Annotated in this window: 17 protein-coding genes, 1 tRNA gene and 1 pseudogene; 10 read left to right on the top strand and 9 right to left on the bottom strand. The window is 71.8% G+C overall.

The annotated features are described in order from the left end of the window. Positions 1-308 (bottom strand): annotated as a pseudogene (locus ABZ930_RS22975) (hypothetical protein); the annotation flags it as partial. Here ABZ930_RS22975 and ABZ930_RS22970 point away from each other — a divergent pair. The 5 genes from ABZ930_RS22970 to ABZ930_RS22950 all read left to right on the top strand — a co-directional run bounded on the left by ABZ930_RS22970 (position 295) and on the right by ABZ930_RS22950 (position 4,567). Further along, complete coding sequence (locus ABZ930_RS22970) at positions 295-1,416, top strand: SPFH domain-containing protein (protein ID WP_361550585.1); 1,122 nt, start codon at positions 295-297, stop codon at positions 1,414-1,416. The pseudogene ABZ930_RS22975 and the gene ABZ930_RS22970 overlap by 14 nt on opposite strands. Before the next feature lie 132 nt (positions 1,417-1,548). Further along, complete coding sequence (locus ABZ930_RS22965; RefSeq protein ID WP_361550583.1) at positions 1,549-2,145, top strand: lytic polysaccharide monooxygenase; 597 nt, start codon at positions 1,549-1,551, stop codon at positions 2,143-2,145. 116 nt (positions 2,146-2,261) lie between these two features. Beyond that, positions 2,262-2,744 carry a DUF3592 domain-containing protein gene (locus tag ABZ930_RS22960; protein ID WP_361550581.1) on the top strand — a complete coding sequence of 161 codons (483 nt, stop codon included), beginning with the start codon at positions 2,262-2,264 and terminating at the stop codon, positions 2,742-2,744. Between the two features lie 26 nt (positions 2,745-2,770). Then, a complete protein-coding gene (locus tag ABZ930_RS22955; protein ID WP_361550579.1) occupies positions 2,771-4,441 on the top strand; it encodes an AMP-binding protein in 1,671 nt (556 codons plus the stop codon). A gap of 52 nt (positions 4,442-4,493) precedes the next feature. Continuing rightward, positions 4,494-4,567: transfer RNA gene (locus ABZ930_RS22950), tRNA-Lys, on the top strand. 63 nt (positions 4,568-4,630) lie between these two features. On the opposite strand, the gene ABZ930_RS22945 is transcribed toward ABZ930_RS22950, so the two are convergent. From ABZ930_RS22945 to ehuB, 5 genes are all read right to left on the bottom strand, one after another. Next, on the bottom strand, positions 4,631-5,401 hold the full coding sequence (locus ABZ930_RS22945; protein ID WP_361550577.1) for an IclR family transcriptional regulator C-terminal domain-containing protein: 771 nt from the start codon (positions 5,399-5,401) through the stop codon (positions 4,631-4,633). A 172-nt stretch (positions 5,402-5,573) separates the two neighbouring features. Then, complete coding sequence (gene ehuA, locus ABZ930_RS22940; protein WP_361550575.1) at positions 5,574-6,389, bottom strand: ectoine/hydroxyectoine ABC transporter ATP-binding protein EhuA; 816 nt, start codon at positions 6,387-6,389, stop codon at positions 5,574-5,576. Continuing rightward, the gene (ehuD, locus tag ABZ930_RS22935; RefSeq protein ID WP_361550780.1) at positions 6,379-6,996 is read right to left on the bottom strand and encodes an ectoine/hydroxyectoine ABC transporter permease subunit EhuD; all 618 of its coding nucleotides are present in this window, start codon (positions 6,994-6,996) and stop codon (positions 6,379-6,381) included. The genes ehuA and ehuD overlap by 11 nt, the downstream gene beginning before the upstream one ends. A 47-nt stretch (positions 6,997-7,043) precedes the next feature. Beyond that, the gene (gene ehuC, locus ABZ930_RS22930) at positions 7,044-7,790 is read right to left on the bottom strand and encodes an ectoine/hydroxyectoine ABC transporter permease subunit EhuC (RefSeq protein ID WP_361550573.1); all 747 of its coding nucleotides are present in this window, start codon (positions 7,788-7,790) and stop codon (positions 7,044-7,046) included. Then, positions 7,787-8,695, bottom strand: coding sequence for an ectoine/hydroxyectoine ABC transporter substrate-binding protein EhuB (ehuB, locus tag ABZ930_RS22925; RefSeq protein WP_361550571.1), 909 nt, complete (start codon positions 8,693-8,695; stop codon positions 7,787-7,789). The genes ehuC and ehuB overlap by 4 nt, the downstream gene beginning before the upstream one ends. Before the next feature lie 109 nt (positions 8,696-8,804). Here ehuB and ABZ930_RS22920 point away from each other — a divergent pair, with 109 nt between their 5' ends. Continuing rightward, positions 8,805-9,326: a DUF3830 family protein gene (locus tag ABZ930_RS22920; protein ID WP_361550569.1), complete on the top strand. Its 522-nt coding sequence runs from the start codon at positions 8,805-8,807 to the stop codon at positions 9,324-9,326. A gap of 49 nt (positions 9,327-9,375) precedes the next feature. Here ABZ930_RS22920 and ABZ930_RS22915 read toward each other — a convergent pair whose 3' ends face one another. Both ABZ930_RS22915 and ABZ930_RS22910 read right to left on the bottom strand, forming a co-directional pair. Beyond that, positions 9,376-10,773 carry an amidase gene (locus tag ABZ930_RS22915; RefSeq protein WP_361550567.1) on the bottom strand — a complete coding sequence of 466 codons (1,398 nt, stop codon included), beginning with the start codon at positions 10,771-10,773 and terminating at the stop codon, positions 9,376-9,378. Between the two features lie 39 nt (positions 10,774-10,812). Further along, positions 10,813-11,787 (bottom strand): D-2-hydroxyacid dehydrogenase, encoded by a 975-nt coding sequence (locus ABZ930_RS22910; protein WP_361550566.1) that lies wholly within the window; start codon positions 11,785-11,787, stop codon positions 10,813-10,815. Positions 11,788-12,060: 273 nt separating this feature from the next. On the opposite strand from ABZ930_RS22910, the gene ABZ930_RS22905 reads away from it, so the two are divergent. From ABZ930_RS22905 to ABZ930_RS22895, 3 genes are all read left to right on the top strand, one after another. Next, entirely contained in the window at positions 12,061-12,876 is an 816-nt protein-coding gene (locus tag ABZ930_RS22905) for an aspartate/glutamate racemase family protein (RefSeq protein ID WP_361550564.1), read from the top strand. A 3-nt stretch (positions 12,877-12,879) separates the two neighbouring features. Continuing rightward, positions 12,880-13,611 (top strand): decarboxylase, encoded by a 732-nt coding sequence (locus ABZ930_RS22900; RefSeq protein WP_361550562.1) that lies wholly within the window; start codon positions 12,880-12,882, stop codon positions 13,609-13,611. A 401-nt stretch (positions 13,612-14,012) separates the two neighbouring features. Further along, positions 14,013-15,110, top strand: coding sequence for an LLM class flavin-dependent oxidoreductase (locus tag ABZ930_RS22895; protein ID WP_361550560.1), 1,098 nt, complete (start codon positions 14,013-14,015; stop codon positions 15,108-15,110). Between the two features lie 57 nt (positions 15,111-15,167). Here ABZ930_RS22895 and ABZ930_RS22890 read toward each other — a convergent pair whose 3' ends face one another. Next, the gene (locus tag ABZ930_RS22890; RefSeq protein WP_361550558.1) at positions 15,168-16,985 is read right to left on the bottom strand and encodes an EAL domain-containing protein; all 1,818 of its coding nucleotides are present in this window, start codon (positions 16,983-16,985) and stop codon (positions 15,168-15,170) included. Between the two features lie 363 nt (positions 16,986-17,348). On the opposite strand from ABZ930_RS22890, the gene ABZ930_RS22885 reads away from it, so the two are divergent. Continuing rightward, positions 17,349-18,581 (top strand): M6 family metalloprotease domain-containing protein, encoded by a 1,233-nt coding sequence (locus tag ABZ930_RS22885; RefSeq protein ID WP_361550556.1) that lies wholly within the window; start codon positions 17,349-17,351, stop codon positions 18,579-18,581. The last annotated feature ends 207 nt before the right edge of the window (positions 18,582-18,788 follow it).

Below are 18,788 nucleotides of genomic sequence, written 5' to 3'. Positions count from 1 at the left end.
GGGACGGTGGCCGAGGTGGCGGACGGGACGGTGGCCGAGGTGGCGATCGGGGCGACAGCCCGTACGGCAGCCAGGGCGACGGCCGGGACGGCGACCGAGGCACCGATCGGGGCCGACGCGGCAGCCGAGCCGACGGCCGGGACGGCTGTCGAGGTGGCGATCGGGGCGACAGCCCGTACGGCGGCCAGGTCGATGGCCGGGACGGCGGTCGGGCCGAGCAGAACGACGAGTGACCGCGGCAGCGGCCGCGGCGGTGACCGTGCCGGGGCAGACCGAGAGAGCGACGAGGAAGCGATGAGCGAAACCACCGAGACCGGGGAGCGGCCGCGCGGCGCGCGCCTCATCCAGAACGAGGCGACCACCGAGATCCCGGTCCACCTCCTCTTCCGCGACGACCCGGACCCGGTGGCCGTGCCGCTGCGCCCCGCGGTGGTCGGCACGGGCGCGGTCAAGGGCGGCAACGGCCGGACCATGGCCCCGCGCCGGATGCCGCCGCGCGCCCCCGCCCGCCCGGCGCCCGCCGTAGACCCGGAGCTGAAGGAGCGCGGCGGACGGGCGCTGCCCGGTGCGTTCGGGGTGCTCGGCGGGCTGGCCGGCGCGGCCGGTGCGGTGGCCTCGCTCGGCTGGGCCGGGGCGCTGCCGCAGATCGTCACGGAGATCGCCGGGCTGTCCCGCTACGAGGGCACCGGGCTCGGCCCCGCGCAGTGGGCGGCGGTCGCCGGTTCCGGGGCGCTCGGCCTGTTCGGCTTCGGCGGTCTCGCGCGCGGGCGCGCCGGGCGGGCCTGGGTGCTCACCCTCTTCGGCCGGTACCGGGGCACGGTGCGCAAGTCCGGGCTGCTGTGGGTGAACCCGCTGCTGCTGCGCCGCAGGACCGATGTGCGCCTGCGGCACTGGCGCAGCGAGCCGATGCCCGCGGTGGACGCCAACGGGGTCGCGCTGCGCGTCGTCGTCCTCGTGGTGTGGCGGATCAAGGACACCGCCCGCGCCACGTTCGGGGTCGAGGACCACGAGACGTATCTGCGCGAGTGCGTGGAGGCGGACATGGCGCGGGTGCTGTCCCAGCTGCCCGCCGACGCCTTCCACGAGGACGCGCCGACCCTGCGCAACGCCGAGGCCGTCGGCGACCTGCTCACCCGCAAGCTGGCCGCGGACGCCGAGCCGGTCGGCATCGAGGTGTTCTCGGCGCAGCCCACCCGGATCGAGTACGCGCCCGAGGTGGCGGCCGCGATGCAGCGCCGCCGGATCGCCGCGCTCGACGCGCAGCACCGGGACAGCGTGCTCACCTCGGTCGTGGACTCGGTGGAGGACACGGTGACCCGGCTGACCACGCGCGGCCTGGTGGAACTGGACGACTACGAGCGCAAGGCGCTCGTGAAGGATCTGACGGTCGCCTTCTACACCGGCCGGGGGGAGTGAGGCAGGGCTTCCGGAGTCTGCGATTGGTATGGACATGTTCAACTCCCGGCAATACATTGGGAGTTGGTCTAGACCTGAAACATCGCTGTGCGCACGGCTTCCGGAAGTCCCCACACCCCCAGGAGCGGCAGCATGCGTAAGAAGATCTTCGCGGCCCTGCTCGGCCTCACCACCGCCGGGGCGTTCGCCCTGTCGGCGGGCGGCGCGAGCAGCCACGGCTACACGGACCTGCCCATCAGCAGGCAGAAACTCTGTGCCAACGGCACCGTCGCCAACTGCGGCAACATCCAGTGGGAGCCGCAGAGCGTCGAGGGCCCCAAGGGCTTCCCGGCCGCGGGTCCCGCCGACGGGCAGATCTGCTCCGCGAACCACGGCGAGTTCGGCCAGCTCAACGCGGCCAAGCAGCCCAACGGCTCGGCCTGGCCGACCACCAAGGTGACGGGCGGTCAGAGCTACACGTTCAGATGGCAGTTCACCGCGCGGCACTCCACCACGGACTTCCGCTACTACGTCACCAAGAACGGCTGGAACGACGGTCAGCCGCTGACCCGCGCCGCCCTGGACACCACCCCGTTCCTCACGGTGCCCTACAGCGGCCAGCCCCCGGCGACCCTCTCGCACTCCGGCACCCTGCCCTCCGGCAAGTCCGGCCACCACGTGATCCTCGCGGTGTGGACCATCGCGGACACGGCGAACGCCTTCTACGCGTGCTCGGACGTCACGTTCTGAAGCGGGAAGTTCTGAGCTTCCCTTGAGCGGCACCGGCCCCGCGTCCCGGTAGCTTCCCCGTACGCCGACGAGCTCTCGCCGGCGTACGGGGGAGTGGCCGACCACGGGGGTGGGGCATGGAGTTCTTCTTCGCCGGGCTCGCGACGATCATCGCGGCGGTGGTGGTGACGATCGGCGTCGCGCTGCTGCGCCGCGCACTGCGGATACGGCGGGCGTGGCACGGCGGGCGCACGTCCGAGGCGCGCTGCCTGCGCGTGTTCACCACCACGACCGGCGGGAACGCGCCGACCACGCACCGCAGCCGGGTGTACGAGTTCACCACGCGCGAGGGCCGCACGGTCCGCATCACCGCCGACAACGGGCCCGACACGGTCCTGGAGGGCGACACCGTCATGGTGCGCTACGCGGCCGACGCGCCGGAGCACGCGACGGCCGAGCCGTACCGGCCGGTCGCCCTGGCGGTGGGCATGGGATGCGTCGCGCTGTTCACGACAGCCGTGGTCGCCGTGTGCGTCACCTTCATGGTCGTCGCCCTGACCGCGGGATCACCGGACGGAGCGGAGGTCCCGGACGACTTCCCCACGGGTCTCCACTTCTGACGGTACGTCAATTATGGTGCGCGGCCATGGGATCCGACACGCGCACCTTCGCGGAACTGGTCCAGGCCCGGTGGGGCGACCACCGGCCCGGTCTCGCGTACGAGGACCAGTCGCTCAGCCACCACCAGGTCACCGCGGGCGCCGCCGCCCGCGCCGCGCTCCTCGGCGACCTGCTGCCCGCCACCGTCGAGCCGCACCTCGGCGTGCTGCTCGACAACACCCCGGAGTTCCCGCAGTGGCTGGGCGCCGCCGCGCTGTCCGGGGCCGCCGTCGCCGGGCTCAACCCCACCCGCCGTGGCGCCGAGCTGGCCCGCGACATCACGCACACCGAATGCCGGGTCCTGGTCACCGACCGCGCCCACCTCCCGCTGCTCGACGGGCTCGCGCTGCCCGGCGTCCGCGTCCTGGTGACCGACACCGGCGCCTACGCCGAACTGCTCACCCCGTACGAAGGGGCCGAGCCGGAGATCGCCGCGCGCGTCGGGCCCGGCTCGCGCATGCTGCTCTACTTCACGTCCGGCTCGACCGGCGCCCCCAAGGCCGCCCTGTGCAGCCAGGGCCGGCTCGCCGCCGCCGGCCGCTCCCTGGTCGACACCTTCGGCGTACGGCCCGACGACGTGCACTACATCTGCATGCCGCTCTTCCACGGCAACGCGGTCATCGCCGACTGGGCCCCGGCCGTCGCGGCGGGCGCGGGCGTGGCGCTGCGCCGGCGCTTCTCCGCGTCCGGGTTCCTGACCGACGTACGACGGTTCGGCGCGACCTACTTCACGTACGTGGGGCGGGCCGTGCAGTACCTCCTGGACACCGAGGAGCGGGCCGACGACCGCGACAATCCGCTGCGGGTCGGGTTCGGCACCGAGGCGGGCGCGGTGGACGCGGCGCGCTTCGAGGCCCGGTTCGGCGTGCGGCTCGTCGAGGGGTACGGCTCGTCGGAGGGCGGCGCCGCCGTGCAGCGCACCGCCGACACCCCGCCGGGCGCCATCGGGCGTGCGGCGCCCCGCGACGACCTCGTCGTCCTCGACCCCGTCACCCGGAAAGAGTGCCCGCCCGCCGCCTTCGACACCGGCGGGCGGCTGGTCAACGGCGCCGAGGCGATCGGCGAGCTGGTCAACCGCGGGCGCTCGCCCTTCGAGGGGTACTGGCGCAACGACGCCGCCTACGCGGAGCGGGTCCGCGAGCACGGCTGGTACTGGACCGGCGACCTCTTCTACCGGGACGCCGAGGGGTTCCTCTACTTCGCGGGGCGCGGCGACGACAAGATCCGGGTCGACAGCGAGAACCTGGCCCCCGCCATGATCGAGAACATCCTGGCGCGCTGGCCGGACGCGGCCGCCGTCGCCGTGTACGGGGTGCCGGACCCGGTCGCCGGGGACCAGGTGATGGCGACGCTCGCGCCGCGTGAGGGGGTGGCGTTCGATCCGCTGGCGTTCGGGGAGTTCCTGCTCGGGCAGGGGGACCTCGGTACGAAGATGGCGCCCCGGTTCGTGCGGGTGGTGGAGCGGATGCCGGTCACCGCCACCAACAAGGTGCGGCGGGGGGAGCTGCGGCGGGAGGGGTTCTGGGGCGGCGCCGACGAGCTGTGGTGGCGGCCGCCGGGGGCAGCGGCGTACCGGGTTCTCTCCGCGGGGGAGCGGGCCGGTCTCGCCGCGGCTTTCCGTGACCGGGGCCGCGGTCACCTGCTCGACCCGCGCTGATCCGTGGTCGGGAGCACGCCTGTGGACCAGGTAGTATTTACCTCGTTGACCGGCGCCATTAGCTCAGTTGGTTAGAGCAGCGGACTCTTAATCCGCGTGTCCGGGGTTCGAGTCCCTGATGGCGCACTTCAAAACGAAGGCCTCCCGTTCGCGGGGGGCCTTCGTCGTTGTCGGGCGCGCCACCGGCGATCAGATCACCAGCGACAGCAGGACCGGGGCCGCGCTCTGGTTGAGGCGGTCGGCCGCGTGGTGGAGGCGGTGGGCGTGTTCGACCGGGAGGGAGAGGGCCAGGCAGCCGACGGCGGACCCGGCCGTGATCGGGACGGCGGCGCAGACCGTGCCCACCGCGTACTCCTGGAGGTCCAGGACGGGAACGGTCGCCGGCTGGGCGGCCAGCTTGGACAGCAGCACCTTCTCGTTGGTGATCGTGCGCGAGGTGAGGCGGGCCATCTTGTGCCGGGAGAGATGATCACGTCGCCCGTTCACGTCCAGCTGACCGAGGAGGCTCTTGCCCACGGCGCTGGCGTGTGCCGAGACCCGGAAGTCCACCCACTCGTTCACCGGCGGGGCCTCGGGCCCGGACGCGTACTGCGTGATCCGGACCTCGCCGTCGATGTACCGGCTGATGTAGACGGCGGCGCCCACGGTGTCGCGCAGCTCGTCCAGCGTGAGCTGGAGCTTCGCGGTGAGGGCGGCCTCGTGGCCGTCGGCCGCGCCGAGCCGGTCGAGCGTGGCCCCGGCGAGATACGCGCCGTCGGCGGCCTGCTGGACGTACCCCTCGCGCCGCAGCATGTGCAGCATCTGGGTCAGCTGGTCCACGGGCAGACCGGTGACGCGCGCCAGTTCCGTGTCGGTGATGCCGACGCCCCGGCGGGCGACGGCCTCCAGCACGCGCAGAGCGTGCTGCACCGACTGGTGCGGACGGTAGGACGGCGCGTCCTTGTCGTGCTTCAGCGCCACGGCATCCCCCTGCATGGAAAGTTTCCGGACAGCTGGCTTCGTCCACGATAGCCGCCAACACACCCAAGAGGGGCGGTGGTTGAGGAGATTGGTGGCGCGTTCCGTACCCTCTCAGCAGGAACGCGCCACCCTGGCATATGCCGAAGTCATGCCACGATCGGTGCGCGGCTGGTCACAGGACCGCGCTCAGGAACTCCCGGGTGCGCTCGTGCTCGGGCTCGCTGAAAATCTTCTCCGGCGATCCGGACTCGATCACCCGGCCGGCATCGAACATCAGAACCTGGTCGGAGATGTCCCGGGCGAAGTTCATCTCGTGGGTCACGCAGAGCATGGTGATGTCGGTGGTGTGCGCGATGTCGCGCAGGACGTCGAGGACGCCCGCGACCAGCTCGGGGTCGAGCGCGGACGTCACCTCGTCGAGCAGCAGCACCTGAGGACGCATGGCGAGCGCCCGCGCGATGGCCACCCGCTGCTGCTGCCCGCCGGAGAGCTGCGAGGGGTACGCGTCGCAGCGGTCGCCGAGCCCGACCATGTCGAGCAGCTCGCGGGCCCGCTGCTCGGCCTCGTCCTTGGGCAGGCCCAGCACGGTGACCGGCGCCTCCATGATGTTGCGCAGCACCTTCATGTTCGGGAAGAGGTTGAACTGCTGGAAGACCATCCCGATGTTCTTGCGGACCTCGCGGACGTGCTTCTCGCCGGCCGGGACCAGCTTGCCGTTCTTCTCCTCGTGGGTGAGGTACTCGCCGCCCACTCTGATCGTGCCCTCGTCGGGCTTGAGCAGCGTCATCAGCAGCCGCAGGATCGTCGTCTTGCCGGAGCCCGACGGACCGATCAGCGTCACGTGCTTGCCGGAGGCGACCGAGAAGTCCAGCTCGTCGAGGACGGTGTTCTCGCCGAACCGCTTCACGACCTTGTCGAAGCGGATCAGCTCGCTGCCGTCGACCGCGGGGTTGGGCTGCTCTTTGGACAGGTTCGTGTCAGTGGACAAGGCGGCGCTCCAGGGATCGGAGAAGAAGGGAGGCGAGGTAGGAGACGACGATGAAGGCCACACCGACGACGGTGAGCGCCTCGGTGTACTGGAACGTCTGCGCCGCCTGGAGGCGGGAGCGCTGGAGCAGTTCCAGGACGCCGATGCCCGCGAGCAGCGGGGTGTCCTTCAGCATCGCCACGACGTAGTTGCCGAGCGCGGGCACGACGCGGCGGATCGCCTGCGGCAGGATCACCGCGGTCCACGTCTTGCGGTACGGCAGGCTCAGCGCGCGGGCCGCCTCCCACTGGCCGACCGGCACGGCCTCGATGCCCGCGCGGTAGACCTGCGCGGTGTACGTCGAGTAGTGCAGGCCGATCGCGACGACACCCGTGGTCAGCGCGGAGAACTGGATGCCCGCCTCGGGCAGCACGAAGTACAGGAAGAACAGCTGGACCAGGAGCGGGGTGTTGCGGATGAACTCCGTGATCAGCCCGACCGGCCAGCGCACGAAGCGGGTCGGCGCCCGGAAGGCGAGGGCCCAGAGCAGGCCGACGCTGAAGGAGATCAGCGAGCCGTAGAGCAGGACCTGGAGCGTGACGAGGATGCCGTCCCAGAAATGCGGCATGAAGTCGCTGACGGCGGACCAGTCCCAGCTGGTCGCGGCGGTGGTGATCACTGGGCACCTCCTCCGCCGCCCACGGGGAGCTGAGCGGTCTCGTTCTGCTGGCGGAGGCTGAGCTTGCGCACGACTCCGCCTCCTGAGGCGGGCTTCTGGCCGAGTCCGGCCTTGGTCTTCTTCTCCAGTGCGCGCATCCCGCGCGTCAGCAGGAACGCGATCACGAAGTAGATGACCAGCGTGATCGCGTAGATCTCCGCGCTCTCCGTCGTCGCGAGGCGCACCAGGTACGCGGCGAACGACACGTCACCGATCCCGAGCAGCGACACGAGCGCGGTGCCCTTGAGCAGCTCGATCAGCAGGTTCGAGAACGGCGGGATCATCTCCGGCACGGCCTGCGGCAGCAGGATCAGCCGCATGCGCTGCCACGGGGTGAAGCTCAGCGCGACCCCCGCCTCGCGCTGCGCGGGCGCCACCGCGTTCAGGGCGCCGCGGACGATCTCCGCGCCGTACGCGCCGTAGGACAGACCGAGCGCCAGCACGGCCGCCCACATCGGCACGAGGGACCAGCCCGCGAGCTGCGGCAGGACGAAGAAGATCCAGAACATCAGGACCAGGGCAGAGGTGCCCCGGAAGATCTCGGTGTACAGGCCGGCCACGAAGCGGACGATCCACAGCCGGTGCGTGCGCGCGGCGCCCACGCCGAACGCGACCACGGTCGCGAGGGCGGCGCTGAAGACGGTCAGCTGGATCGTGACCCAGATGCCCGGAAGTACCCAGTGTTCCCACAGTCCGGAGGTCATCGGCACAGCTCCTCGGCGGTCAGCGTCGTCATCTCCGCCTTGCTGAAGCCGAACGGCTGGAGAATCCGGAACAGTTCGCCGCTCTTCTTCATCTTGTGGATCTCGACGTTGAAGGCGTCCCGCAGCCCGGTGTCGGCGCGCCGGAAGGTGAAACCGCCGCCGTCGACGTGCTTCTTGCCGTCCACCAGCGGCGCGAACGGCTTGGTGGCCTCCGCCTTGCGGCTCTTCTTGGTGACCTCGCGCGTGGTCAGGGCGGTGCCCGCGAACACGTCGATGCGGCCGGCCTCCACGGCGTTCAGCCCGGCCACCTGATCCTGGAGGATCACGATCTCGGACTCCTTGTAGCCGGCGTCCACCGCGTACTGGATCTCCGCGTAGCCGGTGCCGGTGCCGAACTTTGCCTTCGCCTTCACGACGTCGGCGTAGGAGTGCAGGTTCTTCGGATTGCCCTTCGCGACGATGAACGAGTCCAGCATCTGGTACTCGGGGTCCGCGAAGATGACCTGCTGGCAGCGTTCCTTGTTGATGTACATCCCGGCGGACACCACGTCGAACTGCTGCGTGTTCAGGCCGGGTATGAGCGAGGCGAAGTCGGTCGCGACCGGCTGGACTTTGGCGACACCCAGCCGTTTGAAGATCACTTTGGCCAGTTCCACCGCCTCGCCGGTGAACTTCCCGCTGTCGTCGATGTATCCGTACGGCACCTCTCCCGCGATGCCGAGTCGCACGGTTCCCTGTGACTGCAGCCGGGCGAGCGTGTCACCGCTCGGCACCCGGCTGCACCCCGCAGCCCCGAGAGCACCGGCCGCGCCGAGCGCTCCGACGCCGGCGAGCAGTGATCGTCTGCGGACACCCTGTCTTCCGAACGGTTTCCCGTTCGTACGTATCTCAGTTGGTGGAGCCATGGGCGCGCGGCTACCCGACTGGAACCAATCCATGCCGATCAATTCACGCCCCCGTTGCGGCTGATGCGGTCTTGACCGCCAGGGGTGACTGAGACCGACCATGGAGCGCATGGCTGACTCCACGACCGAATCCGGCACCCGTTTCATCGAAGTCTCCCTGGCCAAAAGGGGAGTTGCCTGCACGGCCAAGCTCCTCGACGACCGCGCTCCGCTGACCTGTGCGGCGGTCTGGGACGCGCTGCCGCTCGTCTCCGACGTCTACCACGCCAAATACGCGCGCAACGAGATCTATGCCCTGTTCCCGGCATTCGCGGAACAGGAACCACCGTTGGAGAATCCGACGGTGACGCCCATTCCCGGCGACCTCTGTTATTTCTCCTTCAACGGGACACAGTTGGGAACGCAGTCCTACGGTTACGGAACGGGCGCGGGCCTGAACGCCGGTGCGCCCGTGATCGACCTCGCCCTGTTCTACGAGCGGAACAATCTCCTCATGAACGGGGACGTGGGGTGGGTCCCGGGGATCGTGTGGGGCCAGGTGGTGGAGGGCCTGGACGACATGGCCGCCGCGTGCCAGGACCTGTGGCGGAGCGGGGCGGTGGGGGAGACCCTGGGGTTCCGCCGGGCTTGATCAAGCCCCTCCGGCGATTGAGGAGCGGGGTCCGGGGCGGAGCCCCGTGCTACGGCGCGCCGATGCCCGCGATCCCGGCCTCGTACAGCGCATGCGCCACCCGGAGAACCAGCCCGTCCTGGTGACGGGCGCCGACCACCTGGAGCCCGACCGGCAGACCGTCGCCGTCCACCCCGACGGGAACGGTCGCCGCGGGCTGCTGCGTGAGGTTGAAGGGGTACGTGAACGGGGTCCACCCCGTCCACCGCCGCAGCCCCGACCGCGCGGGCACCTCCACCCCCGCCTCGAACGCGGTGACCGGCAGCGACGGCGTCACCAGCACGTCGTACGTCGAGTGGAAGACGCCCATCCGCCGCCCCAGCTCCATCCGCACGTCCACCGCGGCGAGATAGTCGAGCGCGCTCATCCGCGCCCCCTGCGCGCAGATGTCCCGCAGCCCGGGATCGAGCAGCGCGCGCTGCGCGGGCGACAGCCGCTGCGTGACCCGGGCCGCCCCGCTGAACCACAGGGTGTGGAAGGCCTCCACCGGATCGGTGAAGTCCGGGTCCGCCTCCTCCACGTACGCGCCGAGCCCGGCGAGCCGCTCGACGGCCGAGCGCACCGCGGCCGCGACCGGCGCCCGCACCGCGACCTGCCCGCCCAGCGAGGGCGAGAACGCCACCCGCAGCCCGCGCACCCCGCCCCGGATCCCCTCGCGGAAGCCGCCGCCCGCCGGGGCGAGCGCCGACCAGTCCCGCGGATCGGGGCCCGCGATCACGTCCATCAGCAGCGCCGCGTCGGACGCGGTACGCGTCATCGGCCCCACGTGCGCGAGCGTGCCGAACGCGGACGCCGGATACAGCGGCACCCGCCCGTACGTCGGCTTGAGCCCGAAGATGCCGCAGAACGCGGCCGGGATGCGCACCGAGCCGCCGCCGTCCGTGCCGAGCGACAGCGGGCCCGCGCCGACCGCCACCGCCGCCGCGCTGCCGCCGCTCGAACCGCCGGCGGTGCGCTCGGTGTCGTACGGATTGCGGGTCACGCCCGACAGAGGGGAGTCGGTGACGCCCTTCCAGCCGAACTCGGGCGTGGTCGTCTTGCCGACGAACACGGCGCCGTGCTCGCGCAGCCGGGCCACCGACGGCGCGTCCTCCTCCCAACTCCCCGTCGCACGCGTCGTCTTCGACCCCTTCAGGGTGGGCGCCCCGCGCTGCAACAGGATGTCCTTGACCGTCACCGGGACCCCGTCGACCAGACCCCGCGGCTCGCCGCGCCGCCAGCGGTCGGCGCTCTCCCGGGCCGCCGCGAGCGCGCTCTCGGCGTCGACGCGCACGAACGCGTTCAGCGCGGGCTCGGTCTCCTCGATCCGGGTCAGCACGGCCCGGGTGGCGTCGACGGGGCTGAACTCGCCCTTGCGGTAGCCGTCCAGCAGATCCTGCGCGGTCAGTCCGGTGAGCTCGGCCGTCATCCGTCCTCCAGTGCCAGGGGTCCGGTGCGTCAGTGGTGATCAGCTGCCGGGGACATACCCACGTTTCTTGTCGACTACATTCATCAGCGGCCGCCCGTTCTCCCACCGGCCGAACAACTCGACGAACTGGAGCCCCAGTTCGTCCCGCCAGCCCACCGTGTCGCCGCTCATGTGCGGCGACACGAGCAGCCCCGGAGCGCTCCACAGCGGGCTGTCGTCCGGCAGCGGCTCGTGCTCGAATACGTCGAGCGCGGCGCCCGCGATCCACCGCTTGTGCAGGGCGTCCACCAGGTCGGACTCCACGACCAGCGGCCCACGCCCCACGTTGATGAACCGCGCCGACGGCTGCATCACGCCGAACCGGCGGGCGTCGAACATGCCGCGCGTCTCGTCGGTCAGCGGCGCCGCGCACACCACCCAGTCGGCGCGGGCGAGGAGCCGGTCCAGGTCGGCCGGGCCGTGCACCCCGGCCCGGGCCCGCCGCCCGACCAGCGCCGTGGTGATGCCGAGCGCCTTGAGCTGCTTGACGATCGCCTGCCCGATGGGACCGGTGCCGACGACACAGGCCCGGGTCCCGCCGATCCGCTGCGTCTCGCGGTGCCGCCACTGCCGGTTCGTCTGGAAGCCGATCGTGGCGGGCAGGTCCTTGCCCATCGCGAGCACGAGCGCGGCCACGTACTCGGCGATCGGCTGGTCGAAGACGCCCCGCGCGTTCGTCAGCACCGCATCCGACGCGATGAGTTCGGGGAACATCAGCCGGTCCACGCCCGCGCTCGCCGTGTGCACCCAGGCCGGCCGCGCGCCACGGCCCGGCCAGGCCTCCCGCACCGCGTCCGACAGAAAGTTCCAGACCAACAGGACATCCGCGTACGGGAGTTGATCACGGAGCTCGGTGGCGTCCGCTGCGTGCAGCACGCGGGCCCGGCCGGTCAGCGTGCCCAGCCGGGGCGGTGGCGCGGGGGGCGCGGCGTCGAGGACGAGCACCGTGGGGCGGCGTGCTTCCGGACCGGACATCGAGGGGAAATCGTTTCGCAACGAAGCTCCGCTTTCCTGGTGATGGACAAGTCGGGAACATCGGGATCATGAACTGTGGGCGGTGTACGCCGTCTCACGGCATCCCATCTGACATGCGCGGATTGACCACGCTGGCACCTGAATCTACCTTCGTCAACAGCGGTGTCCCGTACGCGGGTTCCCGCCCTCGTCGCTGTCCCGACGTCCCGGCGTATCGCCGGCTCAAGCATCGCATCGGCACTCATCACGTCAGCTGAACCTGGGGCATGCTCTATGGACGTCTCATTCCTGGGGGGACCGCAGCCGCAGCGCGGCGTCGGCGTCGTCGCACCGTTCGACTTCGCCCTCGACCGTGAACTGTGGCGCTGGGTACCCGACGACATCTCCCTTCATCTCACCCGTACCCCGTTCGTGCCCGTCGAGGTCAGTCTCGACCTGGCCCGCCTGGTCAGCGAGCACGAGACGCTCGGCGAGGCGGTCCGGGCGCTCGGCGCCGCCGAACCGCAGGTCCTCGCCTACGCCTGCACCTCGGGCAGCTTCGTCGGCGGCATCGCCGGGGAGCGCGCCATGTGCGAGGCCATGCGCAGGGCCGGGGAGCTTCCGTCCGTGACCACGTCGGGGGCGCTGCTCGACGCCCTCGCCGACCTCGGCGCGCGCCGCATCGCGCTCGTCACCCCGTACACCCGCTCCGTCACCGAGTCGCTGGAGGAGTACCTGGCGGAGGCGGGCATCACCGTCGTGGGCCGGGCCTATCTCGGTCTGACCCGGCACATCTGGAAGGTCCCCTACCGGGACGTGGCCGAGATGGCGCGCGCGGCGGTCGGCGGCAACGCCGACGCGCTCTTCATCAGCTGTACGAACCTGCCCACCTACGACGTCATCCCGCAGCTGGAGGCCGAGCTGCGGATGCCGGTGATCTCCGCCAATCAGGTCACGATGTGGGCAGCCCTCACCCGACTGGGTACGCGAGCAGTGGGCCCCTATCAGGCGCTGCTCGACCCGGCGGCGCGGCGGCAGTGGCCCGTGCCAGGACGTCAGGCAGAACAGCGTCTTCCGGAATTCCCGGAGGGCCAGGAAGGGTGGGCTTAGAGCATGACAGCGCTCGGATTTCTCTACCCCGGACACTCCGCGGAGGACGACTATCCGCGGATCGAGATGCTGATCGACAGCGACGTACGGCTGGCCGTCGTGCACACCGACATCGGCGAGGACGCGCACCGCGTCGACGCGCTGCTGCGCATGGGCGCGCCCGGGCGCCTCGCGGCCGGAGTCGAGGAACTCCGCCTCTCCGGAGCGGAGGCGGTGGTCTGGGCGTGCACGTCCGGCAGCTTCGTCTTCGGCTGGGACGGCGCCCACGACCAGGTCCGCGGGCTCGCGCAGGCGGCGGGGCTGCCCGCGTCCAGCACGTCCTTCGCCTTCGCGCACGCGCTCGGCGAGCTGGGCGTGCGGCGGGTGGCGGTCGCGGCGACGTACCCGTCGGACGTCGCGGATCATTTCGCCACGTTCCTCAAGGCGGCCGGTGCCGAGGTGCTCTCCGTGCGCGGCAGCGGGATCATCACCGCCGCCGAGGTCGGTACGTGGGGCTGGGACGAGGTGCTGGCCATGGCCCGCGCCGGGGACCATCCGGACGCCGAGGCGGTCCTTCTTCCCGACACGGCGCTGCACACCGCCGCGTACGTCTCCGACCTCGAACGGGAGCTGGGCAAGCCGGTTCTCACCGCCAACCAGGTCACCGTCTGGGAGGCGCTGCGCCTGGTCGACCGCCGGGTGAACGCTCCCGCTCTGGGCGCCCTGTTCACGAAGGAGCCGGTGATCCAGGCGTAGCCGCTCCGCTGCGGCCCGGTGGGGGCTGACCGGGCCGTCGCCCGTCCGCAGCCCGGCGCCCTCTTCCCGCGCCCCTGGTCCGTCCGTCACGCGCGCCTCACGTCGTGGCTGGCCGCGCAGTTCCCCCGCCCCTGAAGGATCCGCGTCTGCCCCACGGGGGTTCATCGCTATCTGCGGGCCGGTGGCCGCTTCTCGCGCAGTTCCCCGCGCCCCTGAGGCGAGCTTCGCTCGCTCAGGGGCGATGAGATGGTGCACGAAGTGCGCATCTCAGGGGCGCGGGGAACTGCGCGGCCAGCCCCCACCGGCCCGCAGCCCAGGACACCCCGGGAATAAACCGGAGTACGCCTCCGTTAAGCCGGACTCCAGCCCAGACAAGACGTAAAGCCCCGCAGGAGGACCCCGTGCCGGCCACCCAAGACGAGATCCGCGGCGCAGCCCACGGCACCGCCCCCACCCCCCTCTCGGTCCTGGACCTGGTCACCGTAGGAGCGGGCCGCACCGCGTCCCAGGCCCTGGCCACCGGCGTCGACATCGCCCGCCTCGCCGAACGCCGCGGCTACCACCGCTACTGGGTCGCCGAGCACCACTCGATGCCCGGCGTCGCGTCCAGCAGCCCCGCCGTGATCCTGGCCCACCTGGCCGCCCACACGCACCGCATCCGCCTCGGCTCCGGCGGCGTCATGCTCCCCAACCACGCCCCCCTGGTCATCGCGGAGCAGTTCGGCACCCTGGAAGCCCTCGCCCCGCACCGCGTCGACCTCGGCCTCGGCCGCGCCCCCGGCACCGACGGCGCCACGGCCGCCGCCCTGCGCCGCACGGACCGCCTGAACGAGGGCGCCGACGACTTCCCCCAGCAGCTCGCGGAGCTGCTCCGCTTCCTCGACGACGACTTCCCCGACGGCCACCCGTACTCCCGGATCCACGCGGTCCCGGGCCCGGTCCAGGCCACGTCGCCGGGCGGTGTCCAGGACCCGCACCGCCCGCCGGTCTGGCTGCTCGGCTCCTCCGGCTTCAGCGCCCGCCTCGCCGGCGCGCTCGGCCTGCCGTTCGCCTTCGCGCACCACTTCTCGGCGCAGAACACGATCCCGGCCCTCGACCTGTACCGCGAGTCGTTCCGCCCCTCCGGGATCCTGTCCGAGCCCTACGCCCTGATCGGCGTCTCGGCGCTCGCGACCGACGACGACGGCACGGAGGCCCGCCGCCAGGTGCTGGCCGCCGCGCTCAACATGGTCCGCCTGCGCACCGGCCGCCCCGGCCTGGTCCCGACGCCGGAGGAGGCGGAGGCGTACCAGTTCAACGAGATGGAGCGGGACTTCATCGACTCCTGGAACTCCAACGTCATCCACGGCACCGCCGACGAGGTCCGCTCCGGCCTCGACGACCTCCAGAAGCGCACCGGCGCCGACGAGCTGATGCTCACGGCCAACGCCCACACCGGTGAGATCCGGCTGCGCAGCTACGAGCTCATCGCGGACGCCTACGGGATGCCGCAGGGCTGACCGGGGACACCGAAGCCCCGCCCGGCACCCCGGGCGGGGCTTTCGCGTGCCGGGACTCTACGAGGCGTGCGCCAGCAGCCGAGAGATACGATCCGGCGCCACCGGACGCGAGTACAGCCACCCCTGCCCGGTGTCGCACCCGATCCGGCGCAGCCGCTCCGCCTGCTCGGCCGTCTCCACGCACTCGGCGGTCACGGTCAGCCCGAGCCGGTGCGCCAGCTGCACCAGCGCCTCCACGATCACCGCGTCGGCCGGGTCGCTGGGCGCCGCCCCGTCCTCGTACTGGAAACCGCGCACGAACGACCCGTCCAGCTTGAGGACGGACACCGGGAGCCGGCTCAGGTAGGCCAGATTCGAGTAGCCGGTCCCGAAGTCGTCGATGGCGATGCGCACGCCCATGTCGCTGAGGGCCTGGAGCGCCTGGAGCGGCCGGCCCGCCGAGCCCATGACGGCGGACTCGGTCAGCTCCAGCTGCAGCAGTTCGGGCGCGAGCCCGGTGTCCGCGAGGATCCGCGCGACGTCGGCCACGAGATCCGAGTCCCACACCTGCCGCACCGCGACGTTCACGCTGACGAAGACCGGCGGCCCGTCCGGGTGGTCCAGCTGCCAGCGGCGCGCCTGCGCACACGCCGTGCGCAGCACCCAGAGCCCCAACTGCACGATGGAGCCGTCCTCTTCGGCCAGTCCGATGAACCGATTCGGCGTCAGCAGCCCGAACTGCGGATGCCGCCAGCGCACCAGCGCCTCGACACCGCGCAGCGCACCGTCCTCCAGCTGCACCAGCGGCTGGTACTCCAGGACGAACTCGCCGCGCTCGACGGCCGGCCGCAGCCCGGAGGACAGGGCCTGCCGGGTCATGCGGTGGGCGTTGCGCTCCGGGTCGAAGAGGGTCCAGCGGGCCTTGCCGTCGGCCTTCGCCCAGTACAGCGTGGTGTCGGCGGCCTGCATCAGACCCGTGGTCGACGTCCCGATGGCCTGCCGCTCGACGACCCCGACCGACGCGGAGACCGACAGCCGCTGCCCGGCCAGGTCGAACGGCTCCCGCAGCGCGTTGAGCACCGACTGCGCCAGGTCGGTCGCCTGCTCGGTGCCGGCCGACTCCTCCACGAGCAGCGCGAACTCGTCGCCGCCGAGCCGGGCCACCAGCGGGGCGCCGGTGGTGTGCCGGGCCCGCTCCGCGCAGTGCGCGAGCCGCTGCGCGACGGCGGCCAGCAGCCGGTCGCCGACATGGTGGCCGAGGGTGTCGTTGACCGCCTTGAACCCGTCGAGGTCGAGATAGCACAGGCCCACCCGGCCGGTCGTGCCCGTCTCGTCGTACGCGCCGGCCTCCAGGGCGGCGGTGAGCCGCTCGAAGAACAGGGCGCGGTTGGGCAGCTTCGTCACCGGGTCGTGCATCTGGAGATGGCGCAGCCGGGACCGCAGCTCGCGGTGGGCGCTGAGGTCGTGCAGCGAGACGAGGACGACCTCGGAGCCCGGCACCGGCGCGATCGTGACCCGGGTCCACATCGAGTGGCCCACGGGGTGCTTGAGCCGGCGGGTGCGCGAGAGCCGGGCCTGCCGGCCGTGCAGCACCTCGTGGTACGCGTCCCGGGTACGTGCGTCGGAGGCGAGGTCGAACAGGTCGGCGGCGAGGCGCCCGACGACGGGCTGGTCGCTCTCGCCGCCCAGCAGGGCGAGCGCCGCGTGGTTGGCCCCGACGACCAGCCCGGCCCGGTCGACGACCGCCATGGGGAGGGGCGAGGCGAGGAACGCGGACCGGTAGGCGGCATCCGGGGTGTCCTGCCCAAGGCGGCCACTCTCCGTGAGGAGATCGGGGCGCCGGCGCGGTACGGACGCCTCCGTCGCCGTCGTGGGCCCATCGGGCTGTGCGCTCACCGTTCGCTCCCCGCAGTGCGTCGTCTGGTTGCGTGTTCTGGTGCGGCCGGGTCCCGGCAGGAAAGTGTGCCGATCATAGAGGCAGGTCGGACGGCCTATCCAGCCTGCGCCGCACACCGGTGCGGTCCCGGCGGGGGCACCGAGGGACCGGCAGATCGTTTCTGCTCGGGCCGGGCCGGGGTTCTTCCGAGCAGCGACCGGCCTGGACCGTCTGTGACGTTCGGTGACCACCGGGGTGTCGGCCACTCACTCGTCCGGGCCAGATAAACAGGGCGAAGTGTGCCAAACACACACAGTCTGGGTGGGGTGTCCCGCATTCCCCGTCCGGAGGTCGACTTGCCGCGTCCGCAGCCACTCGGGGGAGTGGACCAGCGCCGTCTGCGTGCCACCGCCGCCGCGCTGACCGCTCTCACCGCCCTGGCCGCCATCGGCCTCGTCGCGGGGCCCGCGGCGGCCGCGCCGCCCTACGCGGGCCCGTGCGCCCTGGAACGCACCCCGGCCCACCACTCGGAGGGCCTGGATTCCTGGAACACCGCTTATCCGCGCCCCGTGAAGCCCCTCAACGCGGTGATGGTCTTCCTCTCCTTCCCCGACTGGACACCGGCGACCACCCCGCGCCAACTGGCGGCCGACTACTTCCCGGCGACCAGCGACTTCTTCGAACGCGCCTCGTACGGCAAGTTCCGGCTCGTGCCGCATCCGCAGCGGACCTGGATCGAGATGCCGCACGCCTCGACCTCGTACGCCATAAAGCGCGACTGGAGCGCGGCGCACCGCAGCGCCTATCTGCGCGACGCCCTGGCTGCGGCGGATCCGGTGACCGACTTCAGCAAGTACGACGTCGTCTACTTCGTCGCCGACCCGGACGCGCCCGGCGTCGACTCGGACGCGACGAAGGTCGTGAACTTCGACCGGCCGATGCGCGCGGACGGCACCGACATCCGCCGGATCGTCACGGTCTTCGAGCACCACCCGCCGGACCGCAACGTCCTCGCGCACGAGACCGGTCACGTCTTCGACCTGCCCGATCTCTACCACCGGCCGACCGACGGCGAGGGGGACTGGGACACGTACGTCGGCGACTGGGACGTCATGGGCAGCCAGTTCGGGCTGGCCCCCGACTTCTTCGGCTGGCACAAGTGGAAGCTGGGCTGGCTGCCGTCGCGGCAGGTGGCGTGCGTGACGCACTCCGGGGACACCCGGCTGACCCTGGAGCCGCTGAGTACCGCGCCGCGGGTGGCGGGGGTGCCGTTCGGCACCGGGGACGGCACGAAGCTGGCGGTCGTGCGCACCGGGCCGTCCAGCGCCATCGCGATCGAGGCCCGGGGTGCGGGCGGCAACGACGACGCGACCTGCACCCAGGGGGTCCTCGTCTACCGCATCCGCAGCGACTCCGCCTCCGGCGCGGGGCCGGTCCAGGTCCTCGACTCCCATCCCTCCACGGAGGCCTGCTACGGCGACTCGGTCTACCCGCCGTTGGCCGACGCCCCCGTCCAGGAGGGCGAGAGCTTCTCGGTCCCCGGCGAGAAGCTCCGCGTGGAGGTGGGGGACCGGGCGTCGTCGGGTTCGTGGACGGTGAAGCTGACGACGGGGTAGCCCGCCGGGCTGGCGGGTTGCGGGGTTCCCCGTGCTTCTGGGGTGTCGGTCGGGTGCGGCGCCGTCGTGGCTGGTCGCGCAGTTCCCCGCGCCCCTGAGGCATGCGCTGCGCGCAGCCTCTCTTGATGAGATGGCGCACGCAGTGCGCATCCGACCCGGACCCCCAGTTCATCGGCCCCGCCGACGACAATCCCGGCAGCGACAAGC

Origin of the sequence: Streptomyces sp. NPDC046716 (assembly GCF_040645755.1) — a bacterium.
Taxonomy (GTDB): domain Bacteria; phylum Actinomycetota; class Actinomycetes; order Streptomycetales; family Streptomycetaceae; genus Streptomyces.
The sequence above is the reverse complement of the archived record's forward strand: the minus strand, read 5'-3'. Positions and strand labels throughout refer to the sequence as shown.

Excerpts from the sequence above, each read along its gene's own strand:
- ABZ930_RS22970 (WP_361550585.1), top strand. The coding sequence starts at position 295 with ATGAGCGAAACCACCGAGACCGGGGAGCGGCCGCGCGGCGCGCGCCTC.
- ABZ930_RS22965 (WP_361550583.1), top strand. The coding sequence starts at position 1,549 with ATGCGTAAGAAGATCTTCGCGGCCCTGCTCGGCCTCACCACCGCCGGG.
- ABZ930_RS22960 (WP_361550581.1), top strand. The coding sequence starts at position 2,262 with ATGGAGTTCTTCTTCGCCGGGCTCGCGACGATCATCGCGGCGGTGGTG.
- ABZ930_RS22955 (WP_361550579.1), top strand. The coding sequence starts at position 2,771 with ATGGGATCCGACACGCGCACCTTCGCGGAACTGGTCCAGGCCCGGTGG.
- ehuD (WP_361550780.1), bottom strand. The coding sequence starts at position 6,996 with ATGCCGCATTTCTGGGACGGCATCCTCGTCACGCTCCAGGTCCTGCTC.
- ehuC (WP_361550573.1), bottom strand. The coding sequence starts at position 7,790 with ATGACCTCCGGACTGTGGGAACACTGGGTACTTCCGGGCATCTGGGTC.
- ehuB (WP_361550571.1), bottom strand. The coding sequence starts at position 8,695 with ATGGCTCCACCAACTGAGATACGTACGAACGGGAAACCGTTCGGAAGA.
- ABZ930_RS22920 (WP_361550569.1), top strand. The coding sequence starts at position 8,805 with ATGGCTGACTCCACGACCGAATCCGGCACCCGTTTCATCGAAGTCTCC.
- ABZ930_RS22915 (WP_361550567.1), bottom strand. The coding sequence starts at position 10,773 with ATGACGGCCGAGCTCACCGGACTGACCGCGCAGGATCTGCTGGACGGC.
- ABZ930_RS22910 (WP_361550566.1), bottom strand. The coding sequence starts at position 11,787 with ATGTCCGGTCCGGAAGCACGCCGCCCCACGGTGCTCGTCCTCGACGCC.
- ABZ930_RS22905 (WP_361550564.1), top strand. The coding sequence starts at position 12,061 with ATGGACGTCTCATTCCTGGGGGGACCGCAGCCGCAGCGCGGCGTCGGC.
- ABZ930_RS22900 (WP_361550562.1), top strand. The coding sequence starts at position 12,880 with ATGACAGCGCTCGGATTTCTCTACCCCGGACACTCCGCGGAGGACGAC.